13 protein-coding genes are annotated in these 19,077 nt (G+C 62.2%); 7 read left to right on the top strand and 6 right to left on the bottom strand.

Annotated features, from left to right (window positions below; genetic code table 11):
- Nucleotides 1-142 precede the first annotated feature (142 nt).
- The 3 genes from aspT to B0G81_RS28470 all read left to right on the top strand — a co-directional run bounded on the left by aspT (nt 143) and on the right by B0G81_RS28470 (nt 4,961).
- The gene (gene aspT, locus B0G81_RS28460) at nt 143-1,825 is read left to right on the top strand and encodes an aspartate-alanine antiporter (protein WP_134139852.1); all 1,683 of its coding nucleotides are present in this window, start codon (nt 143-145) and stop codon (nt 1,823-1,825) included.
- Nucleotides 1,826-1,917: 92 nt separating this feature from the next.
- The gene (locus B0G81_RS28465) at nt 1,918-3,582 is read left to right on the top strand and encodes a bifunctional aspartate transaminase/aspartate 4-decarboxylase (RefSeq protein ID WP_134139855.1); all 1,665 of its coding nucleotides are present in this window, start codon (nt 1,918-1,920) and stop codon (nt 3,580-3,582) included.
- A 155-nt stretch (nt 3,583-3,737) separates the two neighbouring features.
- Nucleotides 3,738-4,961 carry an aminotransferase class V-fold PLP-dependent enzyme gene (locus tag B0G81_RS28470; protein WP_134143224.1) on the top strand — a complete coding sequence of 408 codons (1,224 nt, stop codon included), beginning with the start codon at nt 3,738-3,740 and terminating at the stop codon, nt 4,959-4,961.
- 31 nt (nt 4,962-4,992) lie between these two features.
- Here the strand turns inward: B0G81_RS28470 and B0G81_RS28475 are convergent, their stop codons facing one another.
- The 3 genes from B0G81_RS28475 to B0G81_RS28485 all read right to left on the bottom strand — a co-directional run bounded on the left by B0G81_RS28475 (nt 4,993) and on the right by B0G81_RS28485 (nt 9,461).
- Nucleotides 4,993-6,078, bottom strand: a complete 1,086-nt coding sequence (locus B0G81_RS28475; protein WP_134139859.1) for an acyltransferase — start codon at nt 6,076-6,078, stop codon at nt 4,993-4,995.
- Between the two features lie 53 nt (nt 6,079-6,131).
- Nucleotides 6,132-7,565: a sialate O-acetylesterase gene (locus tag B0G81_RS28480; RefSeq protein WP_243856601.1), complete on the bottom strand. Its 1,434-nt coding sequence runs from the start codon at nt 7,563-7,565 to the stop codon at nt 6,132-6,134.
- A 684-nt stretch (nt 7,566-8,249) separates the two neighbouring features.
- Entirely contained in the window at nt 8,250-9,461 is a 1,212-nt protein-coding gene (locus B0G81_RS28485) for an MFS transporter (RefSeq protein WP_116142797.1), read from the bottom strand.
- Nucleotides 9,462-9,851: 390 nt separating this feature from the next.
- Between B0G81_RS28485 and xdhA the strand changes: the two genes are divergently transcribed.
- The 3 genes from xdhA to xdhC all read left to right on the top strand — a co-directional run bounded on the left by xdhA (nt 9,852) and on the right by xdhC (nt 14,411).
- Nucleotides 9,852-11,375, top strand: a complete 1,524-nt coding sequence (gene xdhA, locus B0G81_RS28490; RefSeq protein ID WP_134139861.1) for a xanthine dehydrogenase small subunit — start codon at nt 9,852-9,854, stop codon at nt 11,373-11,375.
- Nucleotides 11,376-11,408: 33 nt separating this feature from the next.
- Entirely contained in the window at nt 11,409-13,775 is a 2,367-nt protein-coding gene (xdhB, locus tag B0G81_RS28495) for a xanthine dehydrogenase molybdopterin binding subunit (protein WP_134139863.1), read from the top strand.
- 69 nt (nt 13,776-13,844) lie between these two features.
- Entirely contained in the window at nt 13,845-14,411 is a 567-nt protein-coding gene (gene xdhC, locus B0G81_RS28500) for a xanthine dehydrogenase accessory protein XdhC (protein ID WP_243856603.1), read from the top strand.
- A gap of 70 nt (nt 14,412-14,481) precedes the next feature.
- On the opposite strand, the gene B0G81_RS28505 is transcribed toward xdhC, so the two are convergent.
- From B0G81_RS28505 to B0G81_RS28515, 3 genes are all read right to left on the bottom strand, one after another.
- On the bottom strand, nt 14,482-15,462 hold the full coding sequence (locus B0G81_RS28505; protein ID WP_116142789.1) for a LysR substrate-binding domain-containing protein: 981 nt from the start codon (nt 15,460-15,462) through the stop codon (nt 14,482-14,484).
- A 269-nt stretch (nt 15,463-15,731) separates the two neighbouring features.
- Nucleotides 15,732-16,382, bottom strand: coding sequence for a 2-hydroxychromene-2-carboxylate isomerase (locus B0G81_RS28510; protein ID WP_116119772.1), 651 nt, complete (start codon nt 16,380-16,382; stop codon nt 15,732-15,734).
- 93 nt (nt 16,383-16,475) lie between these two features.
- Entirely contained in the window at nt 16,476-17,969 is a 1,494-nt protein-coding gene (locus B0G81_RS28515; RefSeq protein ID WP_134139866.1) for a TAXI family TRAP transporter solute-binding subunit, read from the bottom strand.
- A gap of 604 nt (nt 17,970-18,573) precedes the next feature.
- Here B0G81_RS28515 and B0G81_RS28520 point away from each other — a divergent pair.
- Nucleotides 18,574-18,927, top strand: a complete 354-nt coding sequence (locus B0G81_RS28520) for a BON domain-containing protein (RefSeq protein ID WP_106284445.1) — start codon at nt 18,574-18,576, stop codon at nt 18,925-18,927.
- Nucleotides 18,928-19,077: the final 150 nt, after the last annotated feature.

Here is a 19,077-nt window from a genome sequence, read left to right on the forward strand (position 1 = left end):
GCAGATGTGCCGGACGTGGCGCGCCGTGCCACGTTCGGTCGATGCAGCAGGCGGCGTGCGGCGCGCGACTCGATGGCGCTCCCTGTACGCAAGGAGCACCCAGTAAAGTACTCAGGATCGCAAACTATCCAGCGAGGGCACGATGGACTGGCTACATCACATCTTTCAGAAATCACCCGAGATTGCGCTGTTTCTGTCGCTCGCAGTCGGCTACTTCATCGGGCAGATCAACTTCGGCAAATTCCAGTTGGGCGGCGTGGGCGGGTCGCTGCTGGCCGCGGTCGTGATCAGTCAGGCAGGCGTGACGATCGATAACGGCGTGAAGGCGGTCATGTTCGCCGTCTTCATCTACGCGGTCGGCTATGACTCCGGGCCCGGGTTCTTCAACTCGTTGAACCGCAAGACGCTGCGCGAGATCGCGATGGCCGTGTTTCTGGCGGTTAGCGCGCTAGTCACCGTGGTCATCTGCGCGAAGCTGTTCCACCTGAACAAGGGACTCGCCGCCGGGCTCGCGGGCGGCGCGCTGACGCAATCGGCGATTATCGGCACGGCGGGCGACGCGATCGCGCGTCTCGGCTTGCCCGCCGATCAGGTCAAGTCGCTGCAATCGGACGTGGCGATCGCTTACGCGGTGACCTACGTGTTCGGCTCGCTGGGCGCGATCATCGTGTGCGTGAATATCCTGCCTAAATTCATGGGCCAAAGTTTGCGCGACGCCTCGATCCAGGCGGAACGCGAGTTGACGTCAGGCGCGCCGTCTATCGCGCCGGGGCAGCTCTCGGCGTTGCCCGAGATGGTCGGCCGCGCGTACAAGATCGATGTCAGCGCCGGCAAAACGGTGAAGGACGTCGAAACCCAGCACCAGGACCTTTTGACGATCGAGCGGATCAAGCGCGACGGCCATCAACTCGACCCGGCGCCCGACCTCGTATTGAAGCCCGATGATGTGGTGTTGGTGGTGGGCCGCCGCGAGGGCGTGGTCGCGTTCGGCGCGAGCGGCGGCGAGGTGGCCACCGTCGAGGACGTCGGCGTCGTCATGCAGACACGTCAAGGCGTGTTCACGCGCAAGGGCATGAATCACACCACGATCGCCGCCGCGCGAGAATTGTTGGACCGCGATATGCGTCATGGTGTCTACATCCAGGGTATTTCGCGCGCCGGTCAGCCGCTGCCGATCCTGCCGGAAACCCAACTGGAGCACGGCGACGTCCTCACCTTCTACGGGTCGCCGAAAGACACCAAGCGCGCCGTCGACATCGCCGGCTACGAGCTGCCCTACAGCATCAAAACCGACTTCATCTACATGGGCGTCGGCCTCGTGCTCGGTTTGCTGATCGGGTTGATCGTCATCAACGTCGGCGGCATTCCGCTCACGCTCGGCTCGGGCGGCGGCTGTCTGCTGGCCGGCCTGCTGTTCGGCTGGATGCGCGGCAAGCATCCCATGTACGGCGTGATGCCGTCGGCGGCTTCGCGGCTGCTGCAGGATTTCGGTCTCGCGGCGTTCGTGGTGGTGGTGGGACTCAACTCCGGCTTGCAGGCCGTGGTGACGGTCAAGCAGCTCGGCATCACGATTTTCCTGCTCGGCGTGTTCGTCACGCTGTTTCCGCTGTTGCTCACCATGCTGTTCGGCCGCTATGTGCTGAAGTACAACAACGCAGCCATTCTGGCCGGCGCGCTGGCCGGCTCGCGCAGCGCGAATCCCGCATTCGGCGGCGTGCTCGACAAGGCGGAAAGCGCCGTGCCGACCGTGCCGTTCGCGATCACGTACGCCATCGCCAACGTCGCGCTGACGCTGCTCGGGCCGCTCGTGGTCGGGCTCGTCTAGCGCGGGCATCCATCGATCTCTCTTGCGCCGGCGCTCATCGGGCGATCATCGCCGCGCCGGCGTCTTTCACTTGACTCATTGGAGAACGCATCATGGCAAAAGACAAGGGCGACAAGAAGCACGCAGATATGGCACAAGCAGGCATGGCCGCGCTCAGCCCGTTCGAATTGAAGGACGAACTGATCAAGGCGGCCGGTGGCGGCGCCGTGGAGCGGCCCGCCAATGCGGCGATGCTCAACGCCGGCCGCGGCAACCCCAATTTTCTGGCGACGATTCCGCGCCACGGCTTCTGGCAACTCGGCCTCTTTGCGATGCGCGAATCGGAGCGCTCGTTTGCCTACATGCCGGAAGGCGTGGGCGGCTTTCCGCGACGCGAGGGCCTCGAAGAACGCTTCGATCTGTTCTTGCGCGAAAACAGGGGCGTGCCGGGCGTCGACTTCCTGCGCGGCGCCGTGTCGTACGTGCGCGACCAGTTGGGATACTCGGCGGCCGACTTCCTGTATGAAATGTGCGAAGGCATTCTCGCGTCGAACTATCCGGTGCCGGACCGCATGCTCAAGCTGTCCGAACTGATCGTCGGGCAGTATCTGCGCAAGGAGATGATCGGCGATCATCCTTTTGTCGGCGAGTTCGACGTGTTCGCGGTGGAAGGCGGCACGGCGGCGATGACGTACATCTTCAACTCGATGCGCGAGAACCATCTGATCAAGGAGGGCGACACGATCGCGCTCGGCATGCCGATTTTCACGCCGTACATCGAGATTCCGCGACTGAACGACTACAGGCTCAACGTGGTGAATCTCGAAGCCGACGTCGCGAACGGCTGGCAGTATTCGAAGAAGGAACTCGACAAGTTGCGCGATCCGAAGGTGAAGGCGTTCTTCCTCGTGAATCCGAGCAATCCGCCTTCGGTGAAGATCGATGACGAAAGCCTTCAATACATCGCCGACATCGTCAAGGAACGGCCCGATCTGATCCTGCTCACCGACGACGTGTACGGCACCTTCGCCGACAACTTCGTATCGCTATTCGCGCTCGCGCCGAAGAACACCATTCTCGTGTACTCGTACTCGAAGTACTTCGGCGCGACCGGCTGGCGTCTGGGCACCATCGCGACGCACCGCGACAACGTGCTCGACAAACTGATCGCCGACTTGCCGAAGGACGCGAAGAAGCAGTTGCACGAGCGTTACGAGTCGATCACGACGGAGCCGGACAAGCTCAAGTTCATCGATCGCCTCGTGGCCGACAGCCGCACCGTCGCGCTGAATCACACGGCGGGTTTGTCGACGCCGCAGCAGGTGCAGATGGTGCTGTTTTCGCTGTTCTCGCTGATGGACACGCCGGACGCATACAAGAACGCGTTGAAGCGGCTGATCCGCAAGCGCAAGCAGGCGCTCTACGAAGAGGTCGGCATTTCGTTCGCGGACGACGATCCTAACCAGGTCGATTACTACACGATTCTCGACGTCGAATTCTTCGGCGAGCGGATGTTCGGACGCGAATTCGTCGACTGGTTGTTGAAGAATGCCGAGCCTTCCGAGTTGCTGTTCCGGCTCGCGCGCGAAGCTCGCGTCGTGCTGTTGCCGGGCCGTGGCTTCGGCACGCAGCATCCGTCGGGGCGTGTGTCGCTGGCGAACCTCAACGAGTCCGACTACCGGCAGATCGGTCGCGCCGTGCGCAAGTTGATGGAAGACTATGTGGAGCGTTTCAATGCGGCGACCGGCAAGAAACTCGACAAGACGAAGGTGAAGTAACGGCGCGGCTCGCCGCGTTGCCTCGCTAACAGGCATAGTCAAAAAACTTGCGCAATCGCGCGGATCGGTGAATGATCGAACAGGCGGCCTCGTCAGCGTCCATGCTGGCGGGGCCGTTTGCTCCTTTGCGTCCTGACCTTCACGTACCGATCACCATGCCGACTTCATCATTCACCTCCGCATCTTCCGCAGTGCCCTGTCCGGTTGTCGAGTCGCTCGACGCCATTCTTCCCGAAGAGCCGCTCCTGATGATGGGCGCCGGCCCCGTGCCGATTCCCGCGGCGGTGGCCAAGGCGAACGCGATTGTGATCAATCACCTGGGCGGCACGATGGTGAAGGTGATCGGGCAGGTGAAGTCGATGGCGCGCTATGTGTTCCAGACGAACTCGAAATGGGTGCTGGGCGTGGCCGGACCGGGATCGGCCGCGATGGAGATGGCGATCTCGAACCTCGCGTGGGAAGGTACGCGGGTGCTTTCCATCAAGAATGGTTTCTTCAGCGAGCGGATGGCGGAGATGGGGCGGCGCGTCGGCGCGCGGGTTAGCACGCTCGATGTCGCCGATCGCGCGGTGGCAAGTCTTGAGGAGATTGCCGGGGCGATTCGGCGCGAGCGTCCCGAGATCGTAACGGTGGTGCAGGGGGAAACGTCGAATACGGTGTGGAATTATCACCTGAAGGAGATCGCCGCGTTGGCGAAGGCCGCTGGCGCGTTGGTGATCGTCGATGCGGTGTGTACGTTGAGTACGATGCCGCTGGAGATGGATGCTTGGGGGATCGATGCGGTGATTACGGGTGGGCAGAAGGGGTTGTCGTCGATTCCTGGGGTGTCGTTGATCGCGTTTTCCGATGCGGCCTGGGCGCGCGTGAAAGGGCGCACGGCGCCGAATGCGCATTGGTGTCTTGATGCTTCACTCGCGGAGAATTTTTGGCATAACGCGGGGTATCACTATACGGCGCCGGTTTCTGGCGTTCTGGCTTTGCATGAAGCTTTGAGGCTTGTTTGTGCTGAGACGCTGGAGAAGCGGTTCGCACGGCATTTGAAGTGTTCGTTGGCGCTGCAGGATGGCGTCGCTGCGATGGGGTTGCGGTTGTACACGCCGAAAGCTTGCCGGTTGAATTCCGTAGTTGGGATCGAGGTGCCCGAGGGGTTCAGTCCCGCGGATGTCTGTTCGCATATCTCGCGGATGCATCAAGTGGAGATTTCCGGTTCGTTTGGATTGCCAATTGTTCGTATCGGGCAGATGGGCGAGCAGTGTCGGGAACACAATCTGTTTCGCACGGTGCATGCGCTTGGCAGGACGATGGTCGATCTCGGCGTGAAGGTCGATTTGCCTGCGGGCGTTGCGGCTTTGGAGCGAGGGTTGTCGGGCGGTAAGTAGGACGCCGACACGACTGTGACTATGGCCGAAGTCACGTACCTGACTTGACGGTTTTTTCAGGACTATGCGCGACGGCACTTGCGGACGCGGTGCCTTCGTTCCGCACTTCTATAGGTTCCTCGAAGCCGACCCAATGCGCGATGCCAAGGCGCTTCGTCGTGAGCCAGATCGCTATCGGTAACGCCAACCCGGTCGCACTGCCGAGCACAAAGTGAACCACGGGCTGGCTGATGTGAAAGGCCAGCAACGCGTTCCAGACCACAGCGGTAGCGAGCACGTGCAGCAAATACACCGGCTTCCACGCTGAGCCAAGCGAGACGATCCAGCGCGACCTTCGCCATATCGGCAGGCACCTTCCGATCGAAATGGCCGCTACGATACCGAGAAAACTCGCCAGCAGCGAATACAAGTCGAGGTCGTGGCCGGCACGTTGCCCCATGAATGCGACAACTGCAAAGGCAATGGTCGTGACCCACGCAAGGTGGACGCCGGCAGCATGGCCGCCTTGCCGGTCAGGCCGGGAACCGAGCAGTACGCCGGGCAGAAAGAAGACCAGGCCCCAGCATGTCATCGTGACGATGCCCCAGCGGCTCCGCGTCGCGATTGCGGCGCATACAATGAACATCGCGACAAGCAGGCAGCGGTTCGGCACCGTCAACGCCGATCGGACCTTCGTGGACCGTGGCCATACCGTGATGCAAGCGACGATCTGGCAGATGAACAGCGCGTATAGGAACCAGAATTGACCGCCGGGCACTAATGCCAAGCGAGTCAACTCAAACTGCTGGCCGGCGTAGTCTTTATAGTCGGCCACGAGCCATTCAAAAGCCATCTGCAATATCGACCAGAGCAGATATGGGTAGAGCACGCCTACGGCTATGTATTTCAGCAGGTCCGCGCGCGAGCGTTGTAAATACCCTACCGTACTCATGCCGAGGAGGAAGAAGGCAGTCGGGTATCCCAACGCGTTTGCGGCGTACCGAAGAATCTTCAGAACGCTAGACACGTGCCCGTCCTGCAGAAATCCGGCATCGCCGAGCCGGCCAATTACCTCGGCGCAAACGATCGCGATGATTGAAATGGCCAGGCAGCCTCTGACGCGCTCGTTCTTCACCATTGCCTCGTTCCGGTTCATGTTTGCGCTTGATGCCGCCGGCCGTTCACGATGTGCTAAAGCGATACATCGAAAATCACGCACCAGTTGTCGAGGCGCATCGATTCACGTCCGTCGTTGAAGCGGATCGCGTCGCCCTGCGAATCGCGCAGATTGCCGCGCGGACCATAGCGGCTGCCCGCGATGCCCGCACCATTGAATGCGTATTCGACGTGCGTACCCGCGGGGATCGGCGATTGCGCGATGATTTCCACCTCGTCGGCTCCCGTGATCGCTACTGAACGGATCGGCAGTAGAGCGCCGGAAGGTAGACGCAACGAGAAGCCATAATCCGAATTGCCGGCAACCTGCGTCGTATCCCATTTGAGCGGCGGCGCGGGAACATTGAAGCGCAGCGTGGCCGTCGTGCCGTCGCGTTGCCAGCTCAGCGGCTCGAGAGGCTTCCATGTGGCACGGTCGATCAGAATCCGCTTCAGCACCAAGCCGTAATAAGCGCCCATCCATTCGGTGCTGCGATTGTCGGTGTGTCCGCCATCGATGTAGCGAAAGAGATACATGGACACAGCCAGATGAATGTGCGGATCTTCGTGGCTGGCTTGCAGCAGAGCGAGCGCGATATGCGGATAGCGCTGGTCGAAACGGCGATGCGTGGCCAACTGATAGGTGATCATTTCGACGTCCTGCTTCTGTCCGGTCATCGCCTTCGCGTCCCGGTCGACGTCGGCGCGCAGCGTCCGCAGCTTCGCCACGTAAGTCGGAATGGAGGTCTGGCTGGAATCGTCAGCTTCCCCTTGCGTCCACGTGATGGCGCCGATGCCGTATGTTTTGCCTTCGGCGTCAGCAAGCCGCTTTGCCTGAGCGATGTCGCGCAGCAACTGCGAGTAATAGCGTCCAGGCTCCGACAGCGTCGCAATAGCCATCGATCCTTCACCGGGCGCAGAGCCAACGAACCGATAGGGGATGTCCGCATGATTTTGCAGGTTCTCCTGTTCGATCAGTTGCATGGCCATATTCAGCGTGCCGCTGGTCGGTGTCTCGGCCTTGTCGCCCCATTGAGTCTCGACTAACGGGACGAACTGTTTGTAGGCGACCTCGACGTTTCCGCTTTGAATGCTGTCTTGAACCCGCACGCCGCCATTGAAGCGCAACGAAGAATAGCGTTGGTGGGTGGACAGCACAGGCCGGTTATAGAAGCCCTGACTGAGCGACTGACCGTAGCTGATGACGTGGGTAATATCCCACGGCGCAGCGCCATGCGGAATCCATGCCGAGTAAGCCGGCTCGATGCGACCGTCGCCAGAGCCGGGCTGCGTAGCGTCGAAGATAGTCGTCGTAGCCAACGCGCTTACGGCCGACACCTTCTGCACTGCCCAAGTATTAGCCGACGATGTGAGCGTGAAGCGAATCTGACTACCCGGTCTTCCGTCGACGTTTTGCACGACCACGCTTGCCTGGTTGCCATCGACTTGCGTGCTGTAAGTTTCGGGCATCGCGGTCAAACGATCGCAGGCGGTGGCCGTCGATATATGTAAGAGCTGCTGGAACAGACTTTTCACAGCCGCGAGCGCGACGGCGTCGGCTCCGCAGGTCGAACGGTTATATCGCCACAGGGGATCGAAATTGTCTCTCCATGCGTGCACTGCGCTGTCGACGCGATGATCTTCTGAGGAGACGGCCGCACGATTACCTTGCTGCGAACATGCGCAGCACACGATTGCCAACAGGACGGGGTAAACGAAACGCATTGCATCATCCTTATCGTTCATCTGCGCCGGACGATTGTAGGGGGAACGATATAAGCGTTATGTGCGACCTCGCACGAAAGCGGAGGCATCGAACATAGGGAGGACGCGCAGCGAAGACGTCCAGACGTCTAATGAAGTAAACGCCAGAGAACAAGATATCAGACCGCGCCAGAAGCGACCGCGCAGCGCAAGTCGAGAGGTATGACTGTTGTGTCCACAGGAGCGGAATGTGCGAGAGCACAGATTCCAGATGCACCACTAGCGAGGGCGGCGCAGGGGCCCGCTTATGAGCTAGCAGTGTGAAACGGCTTTCTTTGCCTACTTTCTTTGCGCGGCGGCAAAGAAAGTAGGTGCCTGCCCCGCACAGGGGCGACGCTAATAAACCGCCGAGAATTCAAGGAAAGGCCAAAACCGAAAGAACCCAAACCCTCACAACGCCGCAGGCAAATTAGTCACCTTAGCATTCCGAAGATAAAGCAAAGTAGACAACCCCACCCCCGCAGCAGCCGCAACAGCGGCAAAGAGGAACACCGACCCATACCCAAACTCCCCAGCGATATACCCGGCCAGCGGCCCAGTAATCCCAAGCGAGAGATCCAGAAACACGGAATAAGCCGACAAAGCCGCTCCCCGGCTAGCCGGCGGCACGAGCCCCACAGCCTCGACCCCGAGTGCCGGAAACACCAACGCAAATCCGAACCCGGTCAAAGCCGCGCCGGCGAGCGCAATATGAGGCTCAGGCGCCAGCCACAACATCAACAACCCGGCACACTCAAACGAAAACGAAGCAATCGCGACCCGAAACCCGCCGTAGGTCTTGATCGTATTGGCAAACAACAACCGTGCGCCAATAAACAGCGTCCCGAACACCGTCAACGACAAAGCGGCATTCGGCCAATGCCTGGCCGCATAAAACAGCGTGATAAAAGTAGCGATCGACCCAAACCCGGCTGAACCGAGCGCCAACCCAATCCCGTGCGGCAACACCCGCGTGAACACACTCCGATACGACATGCGCTCGCCATGCACAATCGGCACCGGCGCGATCGGACGAGCCAGATAAAAACCAAGCGCCGCGAGCAGAACCACCAGAATCCCCAACGCGGCAAACCCAACCGTATGCTCGATCGCCACGCCCAGCGGCGCGCCGACGGCCAGCGCGCCGTATGTCGCGATACCGTTCCACGAGATCACCCGCGCATTGTTGCTGGTGCCAACCCTGCCGATGCCCCACAGAATCGCACCCGTGCCGCAAAGACTCTCACCGAAGCCCAACACAAGACGGCTACAGACCAGAAGCCCAAGACTCACCACCGGCCAGCGCCCGCACAGCACAGCCAGCAGCAACAAAACCCCGCTCGCGCCACAACCCAGCAAACCGATCGTCACAGTCCGCTTCGGCCCCAACGTATCGGCAGAACGGCCGGCGAGCGGCCGCGACGCCAACGTCGCCAGATATTGCACGCTGATCGCCGCACCCGCCAGCACAGCGCTGTAACCCAGGTCGTCGTGGACATAGCCTGGCAGCACCGCGAGCGGAATTCCGATCGTCAGATAGCAAAGAAACGTGAAAAAGACGACTGGAATGATCTGCATGGTCGTCGCGAATTCGCTACGAGGTGTCGCTGAGTCGGTGGACATGGGGAAAACGAGACTTGAAATCGGCGGGAAGGCGTGATTTTCCCATGGAACCGATTCTCTTGCAGGACTTGCTTAATAATTCGTCGGACGAAAATCCGTTTCGGGACCCATATAGTGGTCCGTTTCCGCATCGTCAGTGCCTAATTTTTGAGCGAAGCTAGCCAATGGGCCCTCGCCGATTCTGTCCGTTATGCAGCATAAAATACAAAAATACAGCGAAACGTCACGATCACCATGAGCCAACCGCCTCCCAAATCCATCTCGATATCTTTTCGCGGATATGTCCCGCATGCGATCCGGGCTATGGGTTGTATTTATTGACGGTGATAGTTTTCGAACCATCGCTGCCGCACGTCCCAACGGACACAGAACATTCGAGAGTAACGAGACATGACTGAGCCGATTCGCTTCTACCACCGCAACGCGATCCGCGAGATCAAGGACGCGCCCGTCACCCGCACCGTCCTGCAATATCTGCGCGAAGACGCGCATTGCACCGGCACCAAGGAAGGCTGTGCGGAAGGCGATTGCGGCGCGTGCACGGTCGTGGTCGGCGAGCGCAACGCGGCGGGTGGCGTCGATTTCAAGGCGGTCAACGCCTGCATCCAGTTCGTGCCGACGCTCGACGGCAAAGCGCTCTACACCGTCGAAGACCTGCGCCAGCCGGACGGCTCGCTGCATCCGGTGCAGGAAGCGATGGTGGAGTGCCACGGCTCGCAGTGCGGTTTCTGCACGCCAGGCTTCATCATGTCGATGTGGTCGCTGTACGAAAGGCACGGCCACGAACATAGCTGCGCGAACAAGACCGTCCCGTCGCGCGACACGATCAGCAACGCGCTGACCGGCAACCTGTGCCGCTGCACGGGCTATCGTCCGATCGTCGACGCCGCCGTGCGCATGTTCGAAGCGCCCGCGCCGAAAGCGCCGGTCAACATCGAAGCGCTGTCGAAAACGCTCGCTACGCTCGAGCGCAAGGACACCTTCCACTATCAGCACGCCGGCCAGCAATTCGACGCGCCGCGCACGGTTGAAGCGCTTGCCAAGATCAAGGAAGCCGCACCGGCCACGCGTATTCTCGCCGGCAGCACCGACATCGGCCTGTGGGTCACCAAGATGATGCGAGATCTCGGCAACATCGTGTACGTCGGGCAGATCGCCGAGTTGCAAAAGCTCGAAACCAACGACGAATGGATCGAAATCGGCGCCGGCGTGAGCGTCGAAAAGGCCTACACGGAAATCATCAAGCAGTACCCGGAACTGTTCGAAATGCAGCAGCGCTTCGCGTCGCTGCCGATTCGTAACGCCGGTACGCTCGGCGGCAATATCGCCAACGGTTCGCCGATCGGTGATTCGATGCCCGGCCTGATCGCCCTCGGCGCGCGCGTGATCGTGCGCGGCGGCGAGATCGAACGTGAAATGCCGCTCGAAGACCTGTACCTCGCGTATCAGAAGAAGGACATGGCGGAGCATGAGTTCGTCGTCGGTCTGAAAGTGCCGTCACGCACCGGCGTGCGTCAGAATCTGCAGTTCCGCTCTTACAAACTCTCGAAGCGTTTCGATTCGGATATCTCGGCCGTATGCGCCGCGTTCTCGTTCATCGCGGACGGCAACCTGATCCGCGAACCGCGCATCGCGTTCGGCGGCATGGCGGCCACGTGCAAACGCGCGACGCACGCGGAAGCCGTGCTGCGCGACGCCGAGTGGCACGAAGCCACGGCGCAAGCCGCGATGCTCGCGCTCGGCAACGACTACGCGCCGCTCTCGGACATGCGCGCGACCAGCAACTATCGCCTCGAATCGGCGAAGAACACGCTGTACCGCTTCTGGCTCGAAACGCGGCCGAACAATCCGCTGCCCAAGAGCGCGCTGGATGTGCGCGCGGTCGCCGCGGCGTGCGCGCCCGCAGGCGTCTAAGCCGAAGCCCAACGGATACGGAGAACACACACAATGAATCAGCACGCCGAACCGTTCCTGAAAGACCTCAAGGAGCTCGACGACTTCACCCAGGTCCACGTCTCGCGTCCGCACGAGTCCGCGCATCTGCACGTGAGCGGCCGCGCGACCTACACGGACGACATTCCGACGCTCGCCGGCACGCTGCACGCCGCGCTCGGTTTGTCGTCGAAAGCGCACGCGAAGATCGTCTCGATCTCGCTCGACAAGGTGCGCGCCACGCCGGGCGTGGTCGCGATCTTTACCGCCGACGATATCCCGGGCGTCAACGACGTCGGCCCGATCGTCCACGGCGACGATCCGATTCTGGCCGATGGCCTCGTGCAATACATCGGCCAGCCGATCTTTATCGTGGTCGCGACGTCGCACGACACCGCGCGTCTCGCCGCGCGCCGCGCCGAAATCGTCTACGAGGAACTGCCCGCGATTCTCACCGCGCAACAGGCGCGCGCTGCAAACCAGCACGTCCTGCCGCCGATGAAACTCGCGCGCGGTAAAGCGGACACGAAGATCGCCCGCGCCGCGCGTCGCGAAGCCGGTGAAATGCTGCTCGGCGGACAGGAGCAGTTCTATCTGGAAGGCCAGATTTCGTACGCGGTGCCCAAGGACGACGACGGCATGCACGTCTACTGTTCGACGCAGCACCCGACCGAAATGCAGCACATGGTCGCGCACGCATTGGGCGTAGCGTCTCACAACGTGCTGATCGAATGCCGCCGCATGGGCGGCGGCTTCGGCGGCAAGGAATCGCAATCGGGTCTGTTCGCGTGCTGCGCCGCGCTCGCCGCATGGAAGCTGCTGTGCCCGGTGAAACTGCGTCCGGACCGCGACGACGACATGATGGTCACGGGCAAACGTCACGACTTCCACTACACGTATGAAGTCGGCTACGACGACCAGGGCGTGATCGACGGTGTCACGGTCGACATGACCTCGCGCTGCGGCTTCTCCGCCGACCTGTCCGGTCCGGTGATGACGCGCGCGCTGTGCCACTTCGACAACGCGTACTGGCTCTCCGACGTGACGATCGACGGCTTCTGCGGCAAGACCAACACGCAGTCGAATACGGCGTTCCGCGGCTTCGGCGGTCCGCAAGGCGCGTTCGCGATCGAATACATCATGGACAACGTCGCGCGCTCGGTGGGTGAAGACTCGCTCGACGTGCGCCGTCGCAATCTCTACGGCAAGACCGAACGCAACCAGACGCCGTACGGCCAGATCGTCGAAGATAACGTTATCCACGAATTGATCGACGAACTCGAAGCGACCAGCGAATACCGCGCGCGTCGCGCGGCGATCAACGAGTTCAACGCGAACAACGAAATCCTGAAGAAGGGCATGGCGTTGACGCCGGTCAAGTTCGGCATCGCGTTCAACGTGACCCACTTCAACCAGGCCGGCGCGCTCGTGCACATCTACACCGACGGTTCGGTGCTGGTGAATCACGGCGGTACCGAAATGGGCCAGGGCTTGAACACGAAGGTCGCGCAAGTGGTCGCGCATGAACTGGGCATCGGCTTCAACCGCATTCGTGTCACGGCGACCGACACCAGCAAGATCGCCAACACGTCGGCGACGGCGGCATCCACAGGCTCCGATCTGAACGGCAAGGCCGCGCAGGACGCCGCCCGTCAGTTGCGTGAGCGTCTGTCGGCATTTGCCGCCGAGCGTTTCGGCGCGGGAAATGTGAGCGCGTCGGAAGTGCGTTTCATGCATGACCGCGTGGTGGTCGGCGACGCAATCGTGCCGTTCGAAGAATTGATCGCGAAGGCTTACATCGCGCGTATTCAACTCTGGTCGGACGGTTTCTACGCGACGCCGAAGCTCTACTGGGATCAATCGAAGCTGCAAGGCCGGCCGTTCTACTACTACTCGTACGGCGCGGCCGTGTCTGAAGTGGTGATCGATACGCTGACCGGCGAAATGCGCGTGCTGCGCGCGGACGCATTGCACGACGTGGGCGCTTCGTTGAACCCGGCGCTCGACGTCGGCCAGGTGGAAGGCGCGTTCATTCAAGGCATGGGCTGGCTCACGACCGAAGAACTGTGGTGGAACGCGGGCGGCAAGCTGATGACGCATGCGCCGTCCACCTACAAGATTCCGACCGTCAACGATACGCCACCCGACTTCCGTGTGCGTCTCTTCAAGAACCGCAATGCGGAGGACAGCATCCATCGTTCGAAGGCAACCGGCGAGCCGCCGCTGCTGCTGCCGTTCTCGGTGTTCTTCGCCGTGCGCGATGCGGTGTCGGCGGTCGGCGGCCATAAGGTCAATCCGCTGCTGAACGCGCCCGCGACCAGCGAGGAAATTCTCAAGGCGGTCGGCGCGGTGCGGGCCGCAACCGCAGCGGCGCGTCAATGAGCGTGGCCGTAGCGTAGCAATGAGCCGGGAAAGAAGCACGTGAACAACACACTCACTGGAATGATCGCCATGAACGATTTTTCATCCGTTCAGATCGGCCGACGCAGCGCCGTGCAGATGCCGCGTCCTGCACCGATGCATATCGTGCTGTTCGGCGCGGGGCACGTCGGGCATGCGCTCATCAAGCTGCTCGGCAGCTTGCCGTGTGTGGTCCAGTGGGTCGACGAACGCGACGAACTGTTCCCGGACGAAACGCCCGCCAACGTGCAAGTCGAAGCGACCGATACGCCGGACGCGATCGTCGATACGGCGCCGCCCGGCGCCTACTTTCTCGTCATGACGCATAACCACGCGCTCGATTTCTCGCTCGCCGCGCGCATCATGCGGCGGCGCGATTTCACCTACTTCGGCATGATCGGCTCGAAGACGAAGCGCGTGAAATTCGAGCGTCGTCTACTCGATCGTGGCGTGGATCTGGACCGGCTGGTGGAGATGACGTGTCCGATCGGCGTGGCCGGTATCGTCGACAAGGCGCCTTCGGCGATCGCCGTGGCGGTGTGCGCGGAGTTGCTGCAGATTCGCACGCGGCAGATTGTGGCGCAACCCGCGACGCGGCGACTCTGCGCGAGTGTCTGATGTCTGAGCAATAGATTGAACCAGAATGAGGCGCTCGAGCGGCGTCCTTCGAACTGCAAACTCAAAAACGTCAGCCCGTTGCGGCTGACGTTTCTTTTTTGGGCGCCCGCTTCGCACGCCGCACCTTCCGCGCGACCAGCGTGTCCGACACTTGAGACATGAGCGTACGCAGCCAGCCGACATCGCTCGGCCGGTCCGGCTGCGGATGCCACAACTGATAGCACTTGATGCGCGGAAACGGAATCGGCACATCGACCACGGCGAGCGGCAACATGTCCGCGTAGTGCATCGCGAAGCGGCGCGTCGTCGTGAAGATCAGATCGGATTGCAGCAGCGTCTGCGGCACCAGCCCGAAGTAGGGCAGCGTGGCAACGATGCGGCGCTCGGCGCGCGCCCGTGCGAAGCCGATGTCGATGGCGCCGCCGCTCGCGCCGCTATACGGCGTTGGCGCGAGATGCGGCGCGGCGAGATACGCTTCGCGCGTCAACGGCATGCGCGTCAGCGGATGATCGGCGCGCATCATGCACACCACGGTGTCGGAGAACAGATCGCTGCGCTCGAAACGCGGCTCGGGCTTCGGCCAATTGCCGATCACGAGATCGAGTTCGCCGGCGTCGAGCGCGGCGGAATAATCGAGCAAAGGGCTGAGCGAACCGATCTCGAGCCGCGCATGCGGCGCCGCCTCGCGAAACTGCGCGATCACGGTCGGCATGAAGAAGTCGTTCAGATAGTCCGGCGCGGCCACGCGAAACGTGCGGCGCGAGCGGCCGGGATCGAAGTCGCCGTGCGGCGTCGCGACGAAGTCCACTTCGCGCAGCACGCGTTGGGCGGAAGCCAGCAGCGATTCGCCATATTCGGTCGGCACCATGCCCGACTTGCCGCGCACGAGGATCGGGTCGTTCAGCGTTTCGCGCAGTTTGCGCAGCGCAGTGCTGATGGCAGGCTGGGTCTGATTCAGACGCAATGCGGTCTGCGTGACGCTGCGCTCGACCAGCAGCGTGCGCAGCACGCGCACGAGCCAGATATCGAGGGAAGCGGCGGTGTCGTCCATGGTTTAAGCAAGGCGGGGCAAACGAATCGGATCCGGTGAGGCGCCGCACGCAGCCACCCGCGGGAACCTCGCAAGCGCGCAGCGCCAACGCGCACGGCGCGAAGGTCATAACCTTAGGCCCGTTTGCGGTGTAGCGGCATAGCGGGCCCGGTATGGCCGGCATCAGCAGGGCTGTTTTGTCGAGACAAAGCCGCGCAAGCGTGCGACGTAAGCGAGCCACGTAAGCGCCGTGCCGCGCGCGTTTTGTCCGCTTTACATTGACGTATCGCCTACGTTTGAATGTCCGCGAGCCCCGACGGCAGCGAACTGATCCGTTTGACTTCCTTCGATTCGAGCCAGTTCGGCGTGCGCGCACAGTACAGCACCATGGGCAACGCGTCCTCACCCCAGAACAATTGATCGTTCAGGAAGAAGGTCGGCACGCCGTAGACGCCCAGGCCGATCGCATCCGCCGTGTTGCGCTGCAATTGCTCGAGCACCGCTGCGCTTTTGATGATCTCCGGACCGTCGGGCATGCCGACGCGGTCGCACAACTCAGCAAAGGCTGCTTCGGTGGATGGATCACGGCCTTCACGCCAGATGAAACGAAAGATCTCGCGCACGAAGTTGACGTCGCCCTTCGCCGCGGTGGCGAGCAGCAACGGCTTCATGGAATCGAAGGGATGCGCCGGCGGCATCTTGTATGGAATGCCGAGTTGCTCCGCGCGAAACAGCGCGTGCCGGTACAGGAAGGTGCGTTTCGAGGGCACCCCATAAGCCGGCCGCTGTCCCCAGTGACGATACAGATCGTTCAGGACCACCGGCGTGAACACGAAGTCGAAGCCCGGCCATTTGTCGTGTTGCTCTAGCAACAGGTAGGTAAACGGCGAGACAAAGTCGTAAAACCACAGCGGTTGCCTGGCGTCGATGCCAACGGTCATAAATGTCTCCCGAAATGCCTGTTCCGCACGGCGCGTCTGCTGCACCGTCGGAATTGTAATGATCTTACGCGGTGCAGCCGCGGCTTGCACCCGTCAATATGTTTTGGCGTTGCCTTCGTCGCTGCCGCCGCGCGTTTCGCCGATTTCGGCCGCTTCGTTCGCGGTGGGCGGCTTGGGCTCCGCACCACGCTCGTCCGAATCGTTCTGCGTGCTTTCCGCTGCGTTGGCGGCGTCGTCGCGCTGGGCGTCACGAGCTTGCATGAGCCGCTGGCGAACGAAGCCGATATGCTCGCGCAGCACGTAGAACTGATCCGCATAGGCGAGCGGCATCTTCAGACCGTTGACGGACTCCTCGATCGCGTCGAGCCGCTCGATCAGCGAGGCACGCTCGCTCGGCGAATGATCGCTGAGCGCGCTGCGTTCGATCGCGATCAGCGCGCCGTACCAGCGGTAAATGCGCGACTTCACCCGCCATGCATAGAGCGAGGGCACGAGGCGCAGGGCCGGCACCAGCAACACGATCAGCGGCACTACGACCACCAGCAGCCGGTCGGCGAGACTCGCGAGCCAGAACGGCAGGATGCGGTAGAGGAAGCTCTTGCCTGACTTGTAGTAGCGGGCGGCGTCGTCGCTGATCGGGAAATCGTGCGCGCGCGGCGCGGGGAATTCGCCGGCGCGCTGCATGATGTTCGCCTTGCCGTGCACCTCGCGGGCCGCTTCGATCAGCAGATCGGAAAGCGCGGGATGCAGCGAGTCGCGCGCCACCAGCTCGGCGGTCGGCGCCACCATGTGAATCGGCGCGGATGGCAGGTTCTTGCCGAGGTCGAACGCGCCCATCGGCATTTCGAGTTGCGTCAGGTAGGGAAAGCGGCGCGTGTAGGCGTCGGCCTGCGAGAAATCGTAGAACTGCACGTTCGGCGTGCGGTACAGCTTGCCCATCACCGCGGGTTGCGCCGAATCGCCGGCGAGGAAGGCTGCGTCGACCTTGCCGGTGACGAGTGCCTCGGCGGCGTCGTCGCCGGAGAGCGGCAGCAGTTTGGTCGCGCCGCCCGGCACGATGCCGTTGGCCTTGAGCAGCGCGAGCGCCAGTTCGCGCGTGCCGCTGCCTTCGGCGCCGACCGCGAGCCGCTCGCCCTTGAACTCGGAAAGCCGCGTGACAGTCGGTCCGTGATAGAAGATCGCGAGCGGCACATAGGCCACGCTGCCGAGCGACATCAGCCCGTCAGCCGCCGGGCCGGGCGCGACGCCGTCCTGCACGAAGGCGACATCGACGTTCGACGTCGGGTCCGACAGCCGCTTGAGATTCTGCAACGAGCCTTCCGACGGCAGCACCTTCAGCGTGATGCGGTTGCGCGCGAGAATCGTCTTGTACTTTTGCGCCGCGGTCCAGAAGGTGCTGCCTTCGGGGCCGGCGCTGATGGTCAGCGTGCTGGGCGGCGCGGGCTGGATCAGCCGCACGGCGACCCAGATCGCGACGGCGGCGATCAGCAGGATCGGTCCGAACGAGACGGCGAGATCGCGCCAGGAGATCGCGACGAAACGGGCGACGAGTCGGGGAGGGCTTTTGCGGCCGGTGGCTGGCTTCATCGGATGACGTGACGGCTACGGTCGAAAGTGAACAGGGGCGGCGCTCTGGCGGCGCGCAAGCCGGGCGAAGCACTCGCGCCGGCCCGCTTGCCGTGAGTGGCGCGCAAGCCGCGCGGCAGCGCGCGTCGCGCCGATGGTACCTGAGATTCACCGCCCGGCGAAACGCGTGGCGGCCGGCGGCGCCGACAAACCCGTAACAAATCGTGAACGTGGCATGACAGCCTGCGCGCCTGACGCGATTCGCATCTTAAGCGTCTCGAGTATGACTAAACCCGTCTAAACCCTTTGCGCTTCTGGCCCGGCTAGATTAAATTGTGCATCGCTGCCGCGAACGGATGTTTGCGCGGCGCGACCCGGCACGACACACAAGAACCGGGCGCGTCGGCGGACCTCGCGGCTTGCCGGTTTTCGTACCGCACTGCATGCCCCGTCATCGCGGGCGGCAACGGCAATCGGCCTCTCTCGCCTCTCGCACATCGTGTTACTGCCATAGTCGGCCGTTTGCCGGCCGCGCCTTGTCGCGCGCGCCTGGCATGGCCGCCGGAAGTCGTAACGAAGCCGCTTGTAGATGCGGTCCAATGTGAAGCAAAGGAGAAGAAAAGCTATGAAATCGGTCGGTTTTCTGAAAACGCTGGGTTCGGTTGTGGCAATGGTGGTGGCGTGCAATGTGTACGCTCAGGCAAGCGACGCAACGGCAACCGGCACGATGGCCGCGCCCGCTGCGAGCGCCAAGTCGACCAAGAAGGCGAACAGCCAGCTGGGCCGCAAGGTGCGTAGCGCGCTGGCCAAGACACAAGGTGTCGACGTGTCGAACATCGCCGTGCGTGCTCGTGGCGGCGCGGTGACGCTGACGGGTTCGGTGCCTGACCAAGGCCAGATCGACGCTGCCGGCCAGGCTGCCAAGGGCGTCGCCGGCGTGACGTCGGTGTCGAACAAGCTGACCGTTGTGCAGCAGTAAGCAGGCTGCGGCAACTGGCGCGGACGGCTCACGCCGTCATGCGCCAGTGTGAGGCAGGCGTGCACCAGGGTTCCGGCAAAAAACCGGAGCCTTTTTTATTTTATCTGGCGATTATTGAAGCGGCGATGATAGGGCTTAGCCGTTTCGAAC

The organism is Paraburkholderia sp. BL6665CI2N2 (assembly GCF_004366535.1).
Taxonomy (GTDB): domain Bacteria; phylum Pseudomonadota; class Gammaproteobacteria; order Burkholderiales; family Burkholderiaceae; genus Paraburkholderia.

Excerpts from the sequence above, each read along its gene's own strand:
- aspT (WP_134139852.1), top strand. The coding sequence starts at position 143 with ATGGACTGGCTACATCACATCTTTCAGAAATCACCCGAGATTGCGCTG.
- B0G81_RS28465 (WP_134139855.1), top strand. The coding sequence starts at position 1,918 with ATGGCAAAAGACAAGGGCGACAAGAAGCACGCAGATATGGCACAAGCA.
- B0G81_RS28470 (WP_134143224.1), top strand. The coding sequence starts at position 3,738 with ATGCCGACTTCATCATTCACCTCCGCATCTTCCGCAGTGCCCTGTCCG.
- B0G81_RS28475 (WP_134139859.1), bottom strand. The coding sequence starts at position 6,078 with ATGGTGAAGAACGAGCGCGTCAGAGGCTGCCTGGCCATTTCAATCATC.
- B0G81_RS28480 (WP_243856601.1), bottom strand. The coding sequence starts at position 7,565 with ATGCCCGAAACTTACAGCACGCAAGTCGATGGCAACCAGGCAAGCGTG.
- B0G81_RS28485 (WP_116142797.1), bottom strand. The coding sequence starts at position 9,461 with ATGTCCACCGACTCAGCGACACCTCGTAGCGAATTCGCGACGACCATG.
- xdhA (WP_134139861.1), top strand. The coding sequence starts at position 9,852 with ATGACTGAGCCGATTCGCTTCTACCACCGCAACGCGATCCGCGAGATC.
- xdhB (WP_134139863.1), top strand. The coding sequence starts at position 11,409 with ATGAATCAGCACGCCGAACCGTTCCTGAAAGACCTCAAGGAGCTCGAC.
- xdhC (WP_243856603.1), top strand. The coding sequence starts at position 13,845 with ATGAACGATTTTTCATCCGTTCAGATCGGCCGACGCAGCGCCGTGCAG.
- B0G81_RS28505 (WP_116142789.1), bottom strand. The coding sequence starts at position 15,462 with ATGGACGACACCGCCGCTTCCCTCGATATCTGGCTCGTGCGCGTGCTG.
- B0G81_RS28510 (WP_116119772.1), bottom strand. The coding sequence starts at position 16,382 with ATGACCGTTGGCATCGACGCCAGGCAACCGCTGTGGTTTTACGACTTT.
- B0G81_RS28515 (WP_134139866.1), bottom strand. The coding sequence starts at position 17,969 with ATGAAGCCAGCCACCGGCCGCAAAAGCCCTCCCCGACTCGTCGCCCGT.
- B0G81_RS28520 (WP_106284445.1), top strand. The coding sequence starts at position 18,574 with ATGAAATCGGTCGGTTTTCTGAAAACGCTGGGTTCGGTTGTGGCAATG.